Origin of the sequence: Castellaniella denitrificans, from assembly GCF_042653765.1 — a bacterium.
Classification (GTDB): Bacteria; Pseudomonadota; Gammaproteobacteria; order Burkholderiales; family Burkholderiaceae_B; genus Castellaniella; species Castellaniella denitrificans.
In genome coordinates this window covers 140524-155243 of sequence record NZ_JBHSEZ010000001.1, presented here as the reverse complement: position 1 = coordinate 155243, position 14720 = coordinate 140524, and the positions used below count along the sequence as shown (strand labels likewise).

Sequence of the window (14720 nt, the reverse complement as noted above, 5' to 3'; positions counted from 1 at the left end):
CAACGGTTGTCTTCGTCTATCATCTTTCGCTTCACTTCAAAAGGCCCCCACGCCGCGCCTTCGGCTTGCATCCACCTCGCGGCCTGCATGCCGTTCGGATTCACCAGGTGCAGGCCAGTCCGCAGGGACTGCCCCGCGTCCAGGCTCATCCCCCCAAGGGGGCGCTTTTTGCCTTGGGACGGTCCGGCGGCAAAAAAACGGATGGGGTGGGCTCTGGTTGCCAGAATGCCCGCGGGGCCGTTTCATCCGCGCAAGACGCGCGATCCTTTGACCTGGAGGATGCCATCATGCAGGGTCTGCACCTGACCGCGGATCTCTATCGCTGCCAGTCCGACGCCACGCTGCTGACCGACGAGGCCGCGCTCGCCGGCTTGTGCCGCCGGGCGACGACCGATGCCGGTCTGACCATCGTCGGGGAAAAATGGCATACCTTTCCCGATTACCAGGGCCAACCCGGCGGCGTCACTGGCATGCTGCTGCTGGCCGAATCCCATCTGGCGGTGCATACCTGGCCGGAACGCGGCGGCGTGACGCTGGACGTCTACGTCTGCAATTTCGAAGCCGACAATTCCGCCCGGGCGGAACAGCTGATCGCTCAGATCGAAGCCGCCTTTCTGCCCACCCAATCCCAGCGACAGCGCCTGATGCGGGGGGAGCGCGATCATCCGGCGCTTGATCGTGAACTGTTGATGGAACCTCTGGACGAGGGCACTGAATACGGTTTCCGCTTCGATCGCCGGCTCCTGGCGATCGACACCGGCCTGCAGCGGCTGGAACTGCTCGAATCGCGCGAACTGGGGCTGACGCTGCGCCTGGACGGCCGCCTGATGACCTCGGAGGCCGACGAGGCGTTCTACCACGAGGCCTTGATCCATCCGGCGGCGCTGGCCCACCCGGCACCGGGCCGGGCGCTGATCGTCGGCGGCGGCGACGGCGGCGCGCTGGAAGAATTGCTGAAGCACCGCTGCGTCGAATCCGTCACGTTGGTGGAACTGGACGGCGGGGTGGTGGACGTTGCACGCACGCACCTGAAATCCATCCACCGAGGCAGCCTGGACGATCCCCGGGTGACGCTTCGCATCCAGGATGGGGTGGCGTTCGTGCGCGAATGCGGCAAGACCTTCGACCTGGTCTATCTGGACCTGACCGATCCGGAGACCCCGGCCGGGCCGCTGTACACCCAGGCGTTCTTCGAGGCGTGCCGGGACATTCTGGCGCCGGGCGGCGCGCTGGTCCTGCATCTGGGGGCGCCGTTCCACGAGCCGGGACAGGTGTCCGGCCTGGCAGCCGCCCTGGGCAAGGTCTTTTCCCGGGTCCACGGCTATGGCCTGCACATTCCGCTGTATGGCTCGTATTGGGCCTTGGCGGTGGCTTCGGACTCGCTCGATCCGGCCGCATTGACACCCGGGGACGTCGAAGCGCGCCTGTGCAACCGGGGCATCGGCGATCTGCAGGTCTACAGCGCCGAATTCCACGGGGCCTTGTTCGCCTTGCCGGCGCGCTACCGGCGACTGATGCCGGCGCCGGTCTCAGTGCCCGCCTGAATTCGAAAATACGTTCAGCACCAGCACGCCGGCCAGGATCAGGCCGATGCCGGCCAGGGCGGCGGCGTCCAGCGCCTGGCCGAAGACGAAATAGCCGATCAGGGCGATGGCGACGATGCCGGCGCCCGACCAGACGGCGTAGGCGATGCCGACGGGGATGGTCTTCAGCGCCAGGGCCAGCAGATAGAACGCCAGCCCGTAGCCGATGGCGGTGACCGCCGAGGGCAGGGGGCGCGTGAAGCCGTCCGAGGCCTTCAGGGCGGACGTGGCGATGACCTCGGCCAGGATGGCGATGCCCAGGTAGATCCAGCTGGGGTTCATCGGGGGCTCTCCAGCCGCAGCAGGGCGTGCAGGGCGCCTTCGCCGCCCTCGTGCTCGCCGCACTGGACCCAGGCCTGGACGGCTTCCAGGCGGCACAGGTGCTGGCGGATCGCGTCCTTCAGGACGGGTTCGCCCTGGCGCGAGCCGATGCCCTTGCCGTGGATGACGCGCACGCAGCGGACGTCGTGCTCCAGGCACGAGGCCAGGAACCGGTCCAGGCGTTCGCGGGCCTGCTCCAGGGTGCTGCCGTGCAGGTCCAGGGACGCCTGGGGAATCCATTTGCCGCGCCGCAGGCCGCGCAGCAGGTCCGGCCCGCAACCCGCCTGCAGGAAGGCGCCGGCCTCGGGGTCGAAGGCCGGGGCCTTGCGCCGCTGCCGGTGGGCGGGCGGCGCCGTCCGGGATTCGGCGCCGCCCTGGGCGTGCTGGCGCCGGGCCTGCAGCAGGGATTCGGGGTCGCGCCGCGCGCCGCCCGCCCGGGCGCGGGGGCCGTGGTCCGGCAGCGGCCGCACGAAGCGCATGGCCTGGCGGAACAGGGCGCGGTCGGCCGGGTCCAGCGGCGGGGCTTCGGCCTGCGCGGGGTGGCCGGGGGTTTCCGGTTCGTCGTCCGGACGCGCCGCCGGAGCGCCGTGTTCACCGCCGCGCGGGCGCGCCGCCGCGCCCCGGCCGCCGCGCCGTGAGCCGGATTTCGCGCGGCGCGGCGCGGCGGGCGGTTCGGGCGGGACGGCCTCGGCGCGCAGGCGGCGCAGGTCGGCCAGGGACGACTTGGAAGCCTTCACTCAGAGGCCTTCGCTCTCCAGCCAGCGCTGGGCGTCCAGGGCGGCCATGCAGCCGGTGCCCGCACTGGTGATGGCCTGGCGGTAGACGTGGTCCTGCACGTCGCCGGCGGCGAAGACGCCGGGCACGGAGGTCATGGTCGCCAGGCCCTGGAGGCCGCTGCGGGTGGTGATGTAGCCGTTTTCCATGGCGAGCTGGCCTTCGAAGATCGCCGTGTTGGGCTTGTGGCCGATGGCGATGAAGACGCCGGTGACGGCCAGGTCCTCGGTTTCGCCGCTGCGCTTTTCGCGCAGGCGCACGCCGGTGACCCCCGAATCGTCGCCCAGGACTTCGTCCAGTTCGCGGAACAGCGCCAGGCGCATGTTGCCGTGCTCGACCTTGTCCATCAGCTTGTCGACCAGGATGGGCTCGGCGCGGAACTTGTCGCGGCGGTGCACCAGGGTGACGGTGCGGCAGATGTTGGACAGGTACAGGGCCTCTTCGACGGCGGTGTTGCCGCCGCCGACCACGACCACGTCCTGGTTCTTGTAGAAGAAGCCGTCGCAGGTGGCGCAGGCCGACACGCCGCGTCCCATGAAGGACTGCTCGGACGGCAGGCCCAGGTACTGGGCCGAGGCGCCCGTGGCGATGATCAGGGCGTCGCAGGTGTAGGTCGCGCCCGTGTCGCCGGTCAGCGTGAAGGGGCGGCGGGACAGGTCCACGCCCGCGATGTGGTCGAACACCATTTCCGTGTTGAAGCGCTGGGCGTGCTCCATGAAGCGCTGCATCAGGTCGGGCCCCTGGACGCCGGCGACGTCGGCCGGCCAGTTGTCGACCTCGGTGGTGGTCATCAACTGGCCGCCCTGCTCCAGGCCGGTGATCAGGACCGGGGCCAGGTTGGCGCGCGCGGCGTAGACGGCGGCGGTGTAGCCCGCTGGGCCGGACCCTAGAATCATGAGCTTGGCGTGTTTTGCGCTGGACATCGCTGAAAATCCGTTCGATATTGACCCCGCAATTATAATGATGCGATGGCAAGAATTCCGGCGACCCCCACACGCTCCTCCCGCAACGTGCGCAATGGCCCTTCGCCCCTGCAGACACGCCTGTCGGGCCTGTTCCGCGAGGCCCGCTGGGTGCTGCTGGCGGCCCTGGCCTGCTGGCTGATCCTGGTGCTAGCCACCTGGAACCGCACCGATCCGGGTTGGTCGCATTCCGTCCACGGCGGCACGATCCGCAACTGGGGCGGCACCTTCGGCGCCTACGTCGCCGACCTGCTGCTGTACCTGTGCGGCGCGTCCGCCTGGCTGTGGGTGCTGCTGCTGCTGCGCCGGGTGGCGGCGGGGTTCTACCGCCTGTCGCGGGCCGTGCTGCCCAGCCGGGTCCCGGAACTGCTGCCGCGCGTGCGCTGGGAAGTCGGGATCGGCTACACCCTGCTGTTCCTGGGCTGCATGGGCGTCGAGGCCCTGCGGCTGCGGGGCTGGGGCGCCGCGCTGCCCGCCGGGGCGGGCGGCCAACTGGGCCAGCTGCTGGCGGGCGGCCTGGCCCGGCTGATGGGCGGGGCGGGCAGCACCTTGCTGCTGCTGGCCTTCATCGTGATGGGATCCAGCCTGTTCTTCGGCTTTTCGTGGCTGAATGTCTCCGAACGCGTCGGCCACGCCATCGAACTCGCCTGGCGCCGCCTGTGGGACCTGAAGAACGCCTGGCAGGACCGCCGCGTGGGCGTCACGGCCCAGGCCGAACGCCAGGAAATCGTCGAGACCCGCCAGACCCAACTGGTACACGAACAGCCGGTGCGCATCGAGCCCACCGTGACCACCGTGCCGAAATCCCCGCGCGTCCAGCAGGAAAAGCAGCAGGCCCTGTTCACCGCGCGCGACGACCCGGCGATGGCGGGCAGCCTGCCGGCCCTGTCGCTGCTGGATCCGGTGGAGCCGTCCCAGGAAACCGTCTCGCCGGAAACCATCGAATACACCTCGCGCCTGATCGAGAAGAAGCTGTCGGACTTCGGCGTCAGCGTCACCGTCGTGGCCGCCCAGGCCGGGCCGGTCATCACGCGCTACGAGATCGAGCCGGCCACCGGCGTCAAGGGCAGCCAGATCGTCAACCTGGCCAAGGACCTCGCCCGCGCGCTCAGCCTGGTGCGTATCCGGGTGGTGGAAACCATCCCGGGCAAGAACCTGATGGGGCTGGAACTGCCCAACCCCCGCCGCCAGACGGTGCGCCTGTCGGAAATCCTGGGTTCCCAGGTCTACCACACCAGCGCTTCCATGCTGACGATGGCGCTGGGCAAGGACATCGCCGGCAATCCGGTGGTGGCCGACCTGGCGAAGATGCCGCACCTGCTGGTGGCCGGCACCACCGGCTCGGGCAAGTCGGTGGGGATCAACGCCATGATCCTGTCGCTGCTCTACAAGGCCGACGCCACCCAGGTGCGCCTGATCCTGATCGACCCCAAGATGCTGGAAATGTCCGTCTACGAGGGCATTCCCCACCTGCTCGCGCCCGTGGTCACCGACATGCGCCACGCGGCCAACGCCCTGAACTGGTGCGTGGCCGAAATGGAAAAGCGCTACAAGCTCATGAGCAAGCTCGGGGTGCGCAACCTGGCGGGCTACAACACCAAGATCCGCGAGGCGCAGAAGCGCGAGGAACCCATCCCCAACCCCTTCTCGCTGACGCCCGACGCGCCCGAGCCCCTGGGCACGCTGCCCATGATCGTGGTGGTGATCGACGAGCTGGCCGACCTGATGATGGTGGTGGGCAAGAAGGTCGAGGAACTCATCGCCCGGCTGGCCCAGAAGGCCCGCGCCGCCGGCATCCACCTGATCCTGGCCACCCAGCGGCCCAGCGTGGACGTGATCACCGGCCTCATCAAGGCCAACATCCCCACGCGCATCGCCTTCCAGGTCTCGTCCAAGGTCGATTCCCGCACCATCCTGGACCAGATGGGCGCGGAAACCCTGCTGGGAATGGGCGACATGCTCTACCAGCCGCCGGGCACCAGCGTGCCCACGCGGGTCCACGGCGCCTTCGTGCATGACGACGAGGTCCACCGCGTGGTCGAGGCCCTGAAGGCTGAAGGCGAGCCCGACTACGTCGAGGGCCTGCTGGAAGGCGCGGGCGAAGGCGAGACCGGCGACGGCGTCAGTTCCGTCACGGGCTTCTCCGACCCGGAAAGCGATCCGCTGTACGACCAGGCCGTCGAAGTCGTGATGCGCAGCCGCCGGGCCTCGATCTCCTTCGTGCAGCGCAACCTGCGGATCGGCTATAACCGCTCCGCCCGCATCCTCGAACAGATGGAGCGGGCCGGCCTGGTGTCCCCTCAGCAGCCCAACGGCAACCGCGACATCCTGGTGCCGGCCAGCAAGGGCGCGGACGAGGATTGAATCCCCGGCCGATGCGGGCCGGCCGGCCTGAACTCTCGAATCGGATGGATATGAAGATGTCTGCCATGCAATGTGATCCGGCCCGGCGCGGTCTTCGGCCCGCCCGCGGCGGGCGGCGTCCTTCCGGCTGGCGGACGGCCTGCGCCGCCGCGCTGCTGGCCTGCCTGCCGGGCCTGGCCCTGGCCGCGGCCGATGCCCGCGCCCAGCTGCAGTCCTTCGTGGACCGCGTCCAGTCGGCCACCGGCCAGTTCAGCCAGGAGCGCACCGACGCCAAGGGAGCCGCCCAGAAGCCGCAAAGCGGCGCCTTCGCCTTCCAGCGGCCCGGCAAGTTCCGCTGGGAAGTCCGCGCGCCCTACGAACAGCTGATCGTGTCCGACGGCCGGCACGTCTACCAGTACGATCCGGACCTGGAGCAGGTCACCGAGCGGCGCGCCAGCCAGGCCGTCGGCGCCTCGCCGGCCGCGCTGCTGTTCGGCTCGGGCTCGCTGGGGGACGCCTTCGACCTCCAGTCCCGGCCCGACCGCGACGGGCTGCAGTGGCTGCGCGCCGTGCCCAAGACGCCGGACGCCGGTTTCGTCCACGCGGACATCGCTTTTTCCGACGGCCTGCCCCGGCGGCTGGAACTGCTGGACGCCTTCGGCCAGGTCTCGCGCATCGTCTTCACCGGCCTGAAGGCCAATCCCGACATTCCCGCCGGACAGTTCCGGTTCGCGGTGCCCCAGGGCGCCGATCTGGTGAAGATGGATTAGTGTGAACGGGACCTCGTGATGGCGAATCAGGGCGATCTGCTGGGCGACGATCCGGATCTCGCGGGCGCGGCGCCACCCGCCCGGTCCGGCGCCAAGGGCCGGCGGGGCAGTCCCGCCGAGGACCACGCCGCCGGCACGCCCCTGGCCGAATCCCTGCGCCCCCGCACCCTGGACGAGGTCGTCGGCCAGACCCACCTGCTGGGGCCGGGCCGCCCGCTGCGCCTGGCCTTCGAATCCGGCACGCCGCATTCCATGATCCTGTGGGGGCCGCCCGGCGTCGGCAAGACGACCCTGGCGCGCCTGATGGCCGATGCCTTCGACTGCGAGTTCATCGCCCTGTCGGCGGTCTTCTCGGGAGTCAAGGACATCCGCGCGGCCATCGACCTGGCCCGCCAGCACCGCGCGGCGGGACGGCGCACCATCCTGTTCGTGGACGAGATCCACCGCTTCAACAAGTCCCAGCAGGACGCCCTGCTGCCCTACGCCGAATCGGGCCTGGTGATCTTCATCGGGGCGACCACGGAAAACCCCTCCTTCGAGGTCAATTCCGCCCTGCTGTCGCGCGCCCAGGTCTACGTGCTCGAACCGCTGTCCGACGACGAGCTGCGCCAACTGCTGGAGCGGGCGCGGACCGCCGGCGGGCTGGGGCACCTGGAATTCGACGAGGGCGCCGTCGACACCCTCGTGGGCTACGCCGACGGCGACGCGCGCCGCTTCCTGAACCTGCTGGAGCAGTGCGCCACCGCGGCGGGCGCGGCCGGCGCGACGCGCATCGACGCCGACTTCATCCGCTCTGCGCTGACCTTGAACAGCCGCCGCTTCGACAAGGGCGGCGACAACTTCTACGACCAGATCTCGGCGCTGCACAAATCGGTGCGCGGCTCCCACCCGGACGCCGCGCTGTACTGGCTGACGCGCATGCTGGACGGCGGCGCCGATCCGCGCTACCTGGCGCGGCGCATCGTGCGCATGGCCTGGGAGGACATCGGCCTGGCCGATCCGAGAGCCATACAGATCGCCAACGACGCGGCCGACACCTACGAGCGCCTGGGTTCGCCGGAAGGCGAACTGGCCCTGGGCCAGGCCGTGATCTACATGGCGGTCGCCGCCAAGAGCAACGCCGGCTACATGGCCTACAACCGGGCGCGCGCCTTCGTGAAGCAGGACCGCAGCCGCGAGGTGCCGGTGCACTTGAGAAATGCGCCCACGAAGCTCATGAAAGAGCTCGGCTACGGGCATGAGTACCGCTACGCCCACGACGAGCCCAACGCCTATGCGGCCGGGGAAACCTACCTGCCCGAAGGCATGGCCGAGCCGGGCTGGTACCGGCCGGCGCCCCGGGGCCTGGAACTGAAGATCGGCGAGAAGCTGGCGCAACTGCGGGCGTGGGACGAGGAGGCGGCCGGCGCTCCGTCCGGCAAGCCCCGCGATCAGCGGTAGTCCGATTCCCGCTGATGCCGGACGGCGAGAATGGTCACCAGGCCGTCAGGTTCGATTTCGAACAGCGCGACTCGGCCACGCGAATCGTGTCCGGGTCCTGCTCCAGCAGAAAATCGTAGAGCCGCAGCAGATCGGCCTGGGCCTCTTCGGTCAGGCGGACGGTATGGCTCATGCGCGGCCGGTTTTTTGCCGGGCGGCTTGCAGGCGGGATTGCAGTTGCTCCAGCACGCTGTTGGGCGACACGTAGCGGCCGGTCTCGCGAGCCCTGTCGCGGGCCGCCAGGCCGCGCGCCAGGAATTCGGCCTGGTGGCGGCGCAATGCCACCTGGTCACGGACGGCGGACTCGATCAACTGGGACAGGCTTTCGCCTTCTTTCAGGACGGTCTCGGCATCGTGGCGCAGTTGCGGGTCCACACGGAGAGAGGGCAGGGTCGCGGTTTTCGCCATGAGGGATCGCTCCTAAGATGCATCGCATTTGTAATGCATCTTAGGTTGACCCTGCATTCGGGTCAATAAGACAAAATCACCCGAACAGCTTGTTCGCCACTTCCGCCGCGTGCTTGCCCTGGAAGCGGGCGCCGTCCAGTTCGTTGGCGGAGGGCTTGCGCGAGCCGTCGCCTCCGGCGATGGTGGAAGCCCCGTAGGGCGCGCCGCCGGTGACTTCGTCCAGGCGCATCTGGCCCTGGAAGCTGTAGGGCAGGCCCACGACGACGAAGCCGAAGTGCAGCATGTTCGCGATGATGGAGAACAGCGTCATTTCCTGGCCGCCGTGCTGCGTGGCGGTGCTGGTGAAGGCCGCGCCCACCTTGCCGTTCAACTGGCCGCTGGCCCACAGGCCGCCCGCTTGGTCGAGGAAGTTCGCCATCTGCGAGCACATGCGCCCGAAGCGGGTGCCGCAGCCGATCAGGATGGCGTCGTAGTCGGCCAGGTCCTTGACCTGGGCCACGGGCGCGGCCTGGTCGAGCTTGTAGCCGGACTTGCGGGCGATGTCTTCGGGGACCAGTTCCGGCACGCGCTTGATGTCGACGGTGGCGCCCGTCGAGCGGGCGCCTTCGGCGACGGCCTGGGCCATGGTTTCGATGTGACCGTAGGTCGAGTGATAGAGCACCAGCACTTTGGACATGGGAAGACTCCTTTCCTGAGGCGATGCCCGCCGTCCCGGACGCCGCGCGGCGCGGCCCCGCCGGGGCGGGGGCGGGATTGAATACAATACCCTCTTTCACGAATCTCCGTCACCTCGCCATGCTCGACACCAATCTGCTGCGCAAGGATCTGGACCGCGTCGTACGGGCTCTCGCCCGGCGCGGCCTGGCCTTCGATACCGACCGCTACCATGCCCTGGAGGCCCGCCGCAAGGCCTTGCAGGTCCAGACCGAGGAATTGCAGGCGCGGCGCAACGCGCTGGCCAAGCAGATCGGCCAGTTGAAGTCGCGCGGCGAGGACGCCTCGGCCGCACTGGCCGAATCCCAGGCCATCCCCGACCAGCTGAAGGCCCTGGAGCAGGACCTGGGCGCGGTGCAGCAAGAGCTGTCCGCCTGGCTGATGACCCTCCCCAACCTGCCCGACGACAGCGTGCCGGACGGCGCGTCCGAGGCCGACAACGTCGAGGTGCGCCGCTGGCTGCCGGGCGCCGCCGGCGCCGACGGCAACCCCGCCGGCCTGGGCTTCGAGCCGCGCGACCACGTCGCCCTGGCCGAGCCCTTCGGCCTGGATTTCGAGGCGGCCCGGTCGCTGGTGGGCGCGCGCTTCATGATGCTGCGTGGCCCCATCGCCCGCCTGCACCGCGCGCTGGCGCAGTTCATGCTCGACCTGCAGACCAGCGAGCACGGCTACCAGGAATGCTATACGCCCTACATCGTCAACGGCTCCACCCTGTACGGCACCGGCCAGCTGCCCAAGTTCAAGGACGACATGTTCTGGGTGACCAAGGGCGGCCAGGGCAGCACGCCGGACGAAGACGGCCCGGCCGAGGACCTGTACCTGATCTCCACCGCCGAAATCCCGCTGACCGGCACGGTGCGCGACCGCATCGTCGAGGCGCGCGACCTGCCGATCCGCCTCACGGCGCACACGCCGTGCTTCCGTTCCGAGGCCGGCAGCGGCGGGCGCGACCTGCGCGGCCTGATCCGCCAGCACCAGTTCGACAAGGTCGAGATGGTGCAGATCGTGCATCCGGACCAGTCCTGGCAGGCCCTGGACGAGATGGTCGGCCACGCCGAGCACGTGCTGCAGGCTCTGGGGCTGCCGTATCGCGTGGTGCTGCTGTGCGCGGGCGACATGGGCTTCGGCTCGGCCAAGACCTACGACCTGGAGGTCTGGCTGCCGGCGCAGAACACCTGGCGGGAAATCTCGTCGGTGTCGAACTGCCTGGACTTCCAGGCGCGGCGCCTGCAGGGGCGCTTCCGCCCCGAAGGCCCCAAGGCCAAGCCCGAATACCTGCACACCCTGAACGGATCCGGGCTGGCCGTGGGCCGCGCCCTGGTGGCCGTGCTGGAAAACTACCAGCAGGCCGACGGCAGCATCGTGATCCCGCCCGTGCTGCGCCCCTACATGGGCGGGCTGGAGGCCATCCGGGCCTGAGCGGCCGGGCGGGGCGGGGTTGTCTTTCGGCGGCCACCGCCCGGCGGATGGCCGGGAGACGCTCCGGGCGGCCGACGCGGCGGGCGCCTTCCGCCGGACCTACGTCTTGCGGGCCTTCGGGCCGCGATAGTGCGGCATGCCGGGCGTGCCCGGGGCCGACGCCGTGTCGGGGGCGGCCGCGTCGGCCGCTTTCCGGTCGGCGCCGATGCGCGTGATCAGGACCAGGCAGCCGACCCAGAACAGCAGGGTCAGGACCGTGGCCCACAGGCTGTGGAAGCTGGCGTATCCGGTGGCGGCCGAGGCCTGGATGTGGAAGGTGTCGGCGACGAGCGGGATGTTGCCCAGGCCTTCGACCATCAAGCGGCCGGGCAGGGAAAAGCCCCATTTCAGGGCTTCGATGATCTCCCATCCGGCGACCGAACCGTTGCCGTCGATGTCGAGCACGAAATGCAGGGCTTGGATGTTCATGGCGGACCTCCGGCTGCGTTTATGCCTGAGTCCACTATAGGCCAGAAGAAGGGGGCGGGCAACGGCCCGCCGCCGGCGCGGCGGGCCGGGAGGCCGGCCGCGTGCCGCGCGGATTCATGCTATGATGCGCGACTCGACTCGCAATGCGTCGTACCCGGAGAGGTGGCAGAGTGGTCGAATGTACCTGACTCGAAATCAGGCGTACGGTAACCCCGTACCGTGGGTTCGAATCCCACCCTCTCCGCCAGTTTCAAAGCAATGGGCCCTTGGCGAAAACCAAGGGCCCATTCGTTTGCCGGCGCGTGCCGCCGCTCAGGCCGCCGCCAGTCCTCCCGCCACGCGCTGGCGCTTGATCATCAGTGCGATCACGGCGGCGACGATGCCGGTGGCGCCCGAAAGCACGAAGGCCATCAGGTAGCTGCCGGACACCTCGCGCACGAAGCCGCCCATCCAGGCCGCCGTGGCGGCGCCGATCTGGTGGCCGGCGACGATCCAGCCGAACACCACCGGGGCGTCTCGGTCGCCGAAGACGTCGGTGGCCAGGCGCAGCGTGGGCGGCACGGTGGCGATCCAGTCCAGGCCGTAGAAGATGGCGAAGATGGACAGGCTGTAGAGCGAGAAATCGGTATAGGGCAGCACCATCAGCGAGACGCCGCGCAGGCCGTAGTAGACGAAGAGCAGCTTGCGCGGATCGTAGCGGTCGGTGAGCCAGCCCGAGGCCGTGGTGCCGACCAGGTCGAACACGCCCATCAGCGCGAGCAGGCCCGCGGCCTGGACCGGGAGGATGCCGTGGTCGCCGCACATCGCGATCAGGTGCGTGCCCACCAGGCCGTTGGTGGTGAAGCCGCAGACCCAGAAGGTGGCGAACAGGTACCAGAAGGCGCGGGTGCGGCTGGCGCGGCCGAGCGCGCCGAAGGTGGCGGCCAGCAGGCCGGTGCGCGGCGCGGCGGGCGCGGGCGGGTTGGCGGGGTCGGCGCCGTAGGGTAGCAGGCCCACGTCGGACGGGCGCCCGGGCACCAGCCGCCAGACCAGCGGCACCATGAGCGTCATGGCGATGGCCACGGCCCAGACGGCGCGCGTCCAGTCGCCGGACGAGGCCAGGGCGGCCAGCGCGGGCAGGAAGACCAGGTTGCCGGTGGCGGTGCTGGCGGTCAGGATCCCCATGGCCAGGCCGCGGTGCCTGACGAACCAGCGGTTGGCGATGGTGGCGCCCAGCACGGCGGCGACGGCGCCCGAGCCCAGCCCCGAGAAGAAGCCCCACAGGACGATGAGATGCCAGGTCCGGGTCATGTAGGCGCTGGCAGCGGAGGATGCCGCCATGATGACCAGGGCTGTCAGCAGCACGCGGCGCAGGCCGAAATGGTCCATGGCGGCGGCGGCGAAGGGGCCTGCCATGCCGTAGAAGAAGATGCCGATGGCGGCCGCCAGCGAGATGGTCGCCCGGCTCCAGCCGAAGGCTTGCTCCAGGGGATCGAGCAGCACGCTGGGCGTGGCGCGCAGCCCGGCCGAGAACAGCAGGCAGAGGAAGATGACGCCGACCACCACGAAGGCGTAGCGCTGGCCCAGGCGGGGAATGGGGGCGGTGTTGGCGGGAGGGGGCATGGTATGTTACTGACCGGTACGTTCGGGACGGATTATAATACGTACCGGTCAGTAACATCGTCAAGCAGAACCATGAAAAAGACAGCGCGAGCCGCATTACGGCCGGATGGCCGGAAACCCGGGCCGCGGGCGGAGCCGCCGCGCGCGGCCGACCGCATCCGCCGCAGCGCGCAGGACCTGTTCTACCGCCAGGGAATCCGGGCGGTGGGCGTGGATGCCATCGTGGCCGAGGCGGGCGTGACCAAGCCCAGCCTCTATCGCAGCTTCGCCTCGAAGGATGAACTGGCCGCGGCCTACCTGCGGGATTACGAGCACGAGTTCTGGCGTCGTTTCGACGCGGCGGCCGCTGTCCATCCGGACGATCCGCGCGCGCAGGTCCTGGCCTATTTCACCGGCCTGGCCGAACGGACCGGCCAGCCGGGATACCGGGGCTGCGGGCTGACCAACGCCTGTGTCGAATATCCCGAGCCCGAGCATCCGGCCCGGCGGGTGGCGGTGGCCAACAAGCGGAAAGTGCGCGAGCGCCTGGTCGATCTGGCGCGCCGGATGGGCGCGCGCGACCCCGAGGCGCTGGGCGACGGCCTGCAGCTTCTGCTGGAGGGCGCTTATGTGTCCAGCCAGATGCTCGGTCCGGAGGGGCCGGTGCGGCATCTGGCGGACGTGGCGGCGCGCCTGATCGACGCCAGCGTGGAATAGCCGCAGGAACCCGATTCAGGCGGGACTGAGCGGACCCGGGGCCGGATCGGCCGCGGGGCGCGGTGGAGCGCCTTTCCCGTGGCGATGCCTGGGCCGCCTCAGGCGGCGGTCCCGCAGCCTTCCAGCGCCGGGTAGTCGGTGTAGCCCTCGGCGCCCGAGGCGTAGAACAGTTCCGGCCGGGGTTCGTTCAACGGCGCTTCCTGGGCGAAACGGACAGGCAGATCGGGGTTGGCGATGAACAGCCGGCCGAAGGCGACCGCGTCGGCGCGGCCCCGCGCCAGCCAATCGGCCGCCTTGTCCTGGTCGAAGGCCTCGTTGGCGATGAAGCGGCCCGGGAATTTCTCGCGCAGCATCGGTCCCAGGCTGTCCGGGCCCTCGTATTCGCGCAGGCACAGGAAGGCGATGCCGCGCCGGCCCAGGGCCTCGGCCACGTAGCCGAAGGTCTCGGCCGGCCGGTCGTCGCCCATGTCGTGGCTGTCGCCCCGGGGGGACAGGTGGACGCCGACCCGGCCGGGCGCCCAGGTTTCCAGGACCGCGTCCGTGATCTCCAGCAGCAGGCGGGCGCGGTTCTCGACTGGGCCGCCGTAGGCGTCGATGCGCCGGTTGGTGCGGCTCTGCAGGAACTGGTCGATCAGGTAGCCGTTGGCGGCATGGATCTCCACCCCGTCGAAGCCGGCCGCCCGGGCGTTTTCCGCGCCGCGCCGGTAGGCGTCGACGATGCCGGGGATTTCCCCGGCGTCCAGGGCGCGGGGCGTGACGTAGGCCTTCTTCGGGCGCACCAGGCTGACGGTGCCGGCGGGCTGGATGGCGCTGGGCGCGACCGGCGTGGCGCCGTCCAGGTACAGGGGGTCGGAAATGCGGCCCACGTGCCAGAGCTGCAGGACGATGCGTCCGCCCGCCGCGTGCACGGCGGCGGTGACTTTCTTCCAGCCATCGACCTGGGCGTCGGACCAGATGCCCGGGGTGTCCGGATAGCCCACGCCCATCGGGGTGACGGAGGTGGCTTCGCTGATGATGAGGCCCGCGCCGGCGCGCTGGCGATAGTATTCGACCATCAGTTCGCCTGGAACGCGCCCGGGCTCGGCCCGGCAGCGGGTCAGGGGCGCCATGATGATGCGGTTGGGCAGCGGCAGGTCGCCGAGCTGGAGCGGATCGAACAGGGTGGGCATGGGGGATTTTCC

15 protein-coding genes and 1 tRNA gene are annotated in these 14720 nt (G+C 69.8%); 7 read left to right on the top strand and 9 right to left on the bottom strand.

The window, feature by feature from the left end; genetic code table 11:
- The first annotated feature begins 287 nt into the window (after positions 1 to 287).
- Entirely contained in the window at positions 288 to 1544 is a 1257-nt protein-coding gene (speE, locus tag ACFO27_RS00795; protein ID WP_376815578.1) for a polyamine aminopropyltransferase, read from the top strand.
- On the opposite strand, the gene ACFO27_RS00790 is transcribed toward speE, so the two are convergent.
- The 3 genes from ACFO27_RS00790 to trxB are packed head-to-tail and all read right to left on the bottom strand — an operon-like array spanning position 1530 to position 3601.
- Positions 1530 to 1865, bottom strand: coding sequence for a DMT family transporter (locus ACFO27_RS00790; protein ID WP_376815577.1), 336 nt, complete (start codon positions 1863 to 1865; stop codon positions 1530 to 1532). The genes speE and ACFO27_RS00790 overlap by 15 nt on opposite strands.
- Positions 1862 to 2641 (bottom strand): Smr/MutS family protein, encoded by a 780-nt coding sequence (locus ACFO27_RS00785; RefSeq protein WP_376815576.1) that lies wholly within the window; start codon positions 2639 to 2641, stop codon positions 1862 to 1864. The genes ACFO27_RS00790 and ACFO27_RS00785 overlap by 4 nt, the downstream gene beginning before the upstream one ends.
- The gene (gene trxB, locus ACFO27_RS00780) at positions 2642 to 3601 is read right to left on the bottom strand and encodes a thioredoxin-disulfide reductase (RefSeq protein ID WP_376815575.1); all 960 of its coding nucleotides are present in this window, start codon (positions 3599 to 3601) and stop codon (positions 2642 to 2644) included. It lies immediately after the preceding gene.
- Positions 3602 to 3646: 45 nt separating this feature from the next.
- Here trxB and ACFO27_RS00775 point away from each other — a divergent pair, with 45 nt between their 5' ends.
- From ACFO27_RS00775 to ACFO27_RS00765, 3 genes are all read left to right on the top strand, one after another.
- Positions 3647 to 6004 (top strand): DNA translocase FtsK, encoded by a 2358-nt coding sequence (locus ACFO27_RS00775; RefSeq protein WP_376815574.1) that lies wholly within the window; start codon positions 3647 to 3649, stop codon positions 6002 to 6004.
- Between the two features lie 65 nt (positions 6005 to 6069).
- Entirely contained in the window at positions 6070 to 6753 is a 684-nt protein-coding gene (gene lolA / locus ACFO27_RS00770; RefSeq protein WP_376815573.1) for an outer membrane lipoprotein periplasmic chaperone LolA, read from the top strand.
- Between the two features lie 18 nt (positions 6754 to 6771).
- Positions 6772 to 8193, top strand: a complete 1422-nt coding sequence (locus ACFO27_RS00765) for a replication-associated recombination protein A (RefSeq protein ID WP_376815572.1) — start codon at positions 6772 to 6774, stop codon at positions 8191 to 8193.
- A gap of 34 nt (positions 8194 to 8227) precedes the next feature.
- Here the strand turns inward: ACFO27_RS00765 and ACFO27_RS00760 are convergent, their stop codons facing one another.
- The 3 genes from ACFO27_RS00760 to wrbA all read right to left on the bottom strand — a co-directional run bounded on the left by ACFO27_RS00760 (position 8228) and on the right by wrbA (position 9316).
- Positions 8228 to 8365: a hypothetical protein gene (locus ACFO27_RS00760; RefSeq protein WP_376815571.1), complete on the bottom strand. Its 138-nt coding sequence runs from the start codon at positions 8363 to 8365 to the stop codon at positions 8228 to 8230.
- Positions 8362 to 8640: a YlcI/YnfO family protein gene (locus tag ACFO27_RS00755; protein WP_376815570.1), complete on the bottom strand. Its 279-nt coding sequence runs from the start codon at positions 8638 to 8640 to the stop codon at positions 8362 to 8364. Before ACFO27_RS00755 ends, ACFO27_RS00760 begins: the two co-directional genes overlap by 4 nt.
- A gap of 76 nt (positions 8641 to 8716) precedes the next feature.
- Positions 8717 to 9316, bottom strand: coding sequence for an NAD(P)H:quinone oxidoreductase (gene wrbA / locus ACFO27_RS00750; protein ID WP_376815569.1), 600 nt, complete (start codon positions 9314 to 9316; stop codon positions 8717 to 8719).
- A 119-nt stretch (positions 9317 to 9435) separates the two neighbouring features.
- On the opposite strand from wrbA, the gene serS reads away from it, so the two are divergent.
- Positions 9436 to 10773, top strand: a complete 1338-nt coding sequence (gene serS, locus ACFO27_RS00745) for a serine--tRNA ligase (protein WP_376815568.1) — start codon at positions 9436 to 9438, stop codon at positions 10771 to 10773.
- Between the two features lie 99 nt (positions 10774 to 10872).
- Here serS and ACFO27_RS00740 read toward each other — a convergent pair whose 3' ends face one another.
- A complete protein-coding gene (locus tag ACFO27_RS00740; RefSeq protein WP_376815567.1) occupies positions 10873 to 11241 on the bottom strand; it encodes a hypothetical protein in 369 nt (122 codons plus the stop codon).
- 156 nt (positions 11242 to 11397) lie between these two features.
- Between ACFO27_RS00740 and ACFO27_RS00735 the strand changes: the two genes are divergently transcribed.
- Positions 11398 to 11488, top strand: a tRNA-Ser gene (locus tag ACFO27_RS00735).
- Between the two features lie 65 nt (positions 11489 to 11553).
- On the opposite strand, the gene ACFO27_RS00730 is transcribed toward ACFO27_RS00735, so the two are convergent.
- Entirely contained in the window at positions 11554 to 12843 is a 1290-nt protein-coding gene (locus ACFO27_RS00730; protein ID WP_376815566.1) for an MFS transporter, read from the bottom strand.
- 72 nt (positions 12844 to 12915) lie between these two features.
- Between ACFO27_RS00730 and ACFO27_RS00725 the strand changes: the two genes are divergently transcribed.
- The gene (locus ACFO27_RS00725) at positions 12916 to 13539 is read left to right on the top strand and encodes a TetR/AcrR family transcriptional regulator (RefSeq protein ID WP_376815565.1); all 624 of its coding nucleotides are present in this window, start codon (positions 12916 to 12918) and stop codon (positions 13537 to 13539) included.
- 98 nt (positions 13540 to 13637) lie between these two features.
- On the opposite strand, the gene ACFO27_RS00720 is transcribed toward ACFO27_RS00725, so the two are convergent.
- The gene (locus ACFO27_RS00720; protein WP_376815564.1) at positions 13638 to 14708 is read right to left on the bottom strand and encodes an alkene reductase; all 1071 of its coding nucleotides are present in this window, start codon (positions 14706 to 14708) and stop codon (positions 13638 to 13640) included.
- Positions 14709 to 14720: the final 12 nt, after the last annotated feature.

Bases quoted from the DNA above. Each gene is read 5' to 3' on its own strand.
- ACFO27_RS00755 (WP_376815570.1), bottom strand. From the start codon at position 8,640: ATGGCGAAAACCGCGACCCTGCCCTCTCTCCGTGTGGACCCGCAACTG.
- ACFO27_RS00740 (WP_376815567.1), bottom strand. From the start codon at position 11,241: ATGAACATCCAAGCCCTGCATTTCGTGCTCGACATCGACGGCAACGGT.
- ACFO27_RS00730 (WP_376815566.1), bottom strand. From the start codon at position 12,843: ATGCCCCCTCCCGCCAACACCGCCCCCATTCCCCGCCTGGGCCAGCGC.
- ACFO27_RS00720 (WP_376815564.1), bottom strand. From the start codon at position 14,708: ATGCCCACCCTGTTCGATCCGCTCCAGCTCGGCGACCTGCCGCTGCCC.
- wrbA (WP_376815569.1), bottom strand. From the start codon at position 9,316: ATGTCCAAAGTGCTGGTGCTCTATCACTCGACCTACGGTCACATCGAA.
- speE (WP_376815578.1), top strand. From the start codon at position 288: ATGCAGGGTCTGCACCTGACCGCGGATCTCTATCGCTGCCAGTCCGAC.
- serS (WP_376815568.1), top strand. From the start codon at position 9,436: ATGCTCGACACCAATCTGCTGCGCAAGGATCTGGACCGCGTCGTACGG.
- ACFO27_RS00790 (WP_376815577.1), bottom strand. From the start codon at position 1,865: ATGAACCCCAGCTGGATCTACCTGGGCATCGCCATCCTGGCCGAGGTC.
- ACFO27_RS00760 (WP_376815571.1), bottom strand. From the start codon at position 8,365: ATGAGCCATACCGTCCGCCTGACCGAAGAGGCCCAGGCCGATCTGCTG.
- lolA (WP_376815573.1), top strand. From the start codon at position 6,070: ATGCAATGTGATCCGGCCCGGCGCGGTCTTCGGCCCGCCCGCGGCGGG.
- trxB (WP_376815575.1), bottom strand. From the start codon at position 3,601: ATGTCCAGCGCAAAACACGCCAAGCTCATGATTCTAGGGTCCGGCCCA.
- ACFO27_RS00775 (WP_376815574.1), top strand. From the start codon at position 3,647: ATGGCAAGAATTCCGGCGACCCCCACACGCTCCTCCCGCAACGTGCGC.
- ACFO27_RS00765 (WP_376815572.1), top strand. From the start codon at position 6,772: ATGGCGAATCAGGGCGATCTGCTGGGCGACGATCCGGATCTCGCGGGC.
- ACFO27_RS00725 (WP_376815565.1), top strand. From the start codon at position 12,916: ATGAAAAAGACAGCGCGAGCCGCATTACGGCCGGATGGCCGGAAACCC.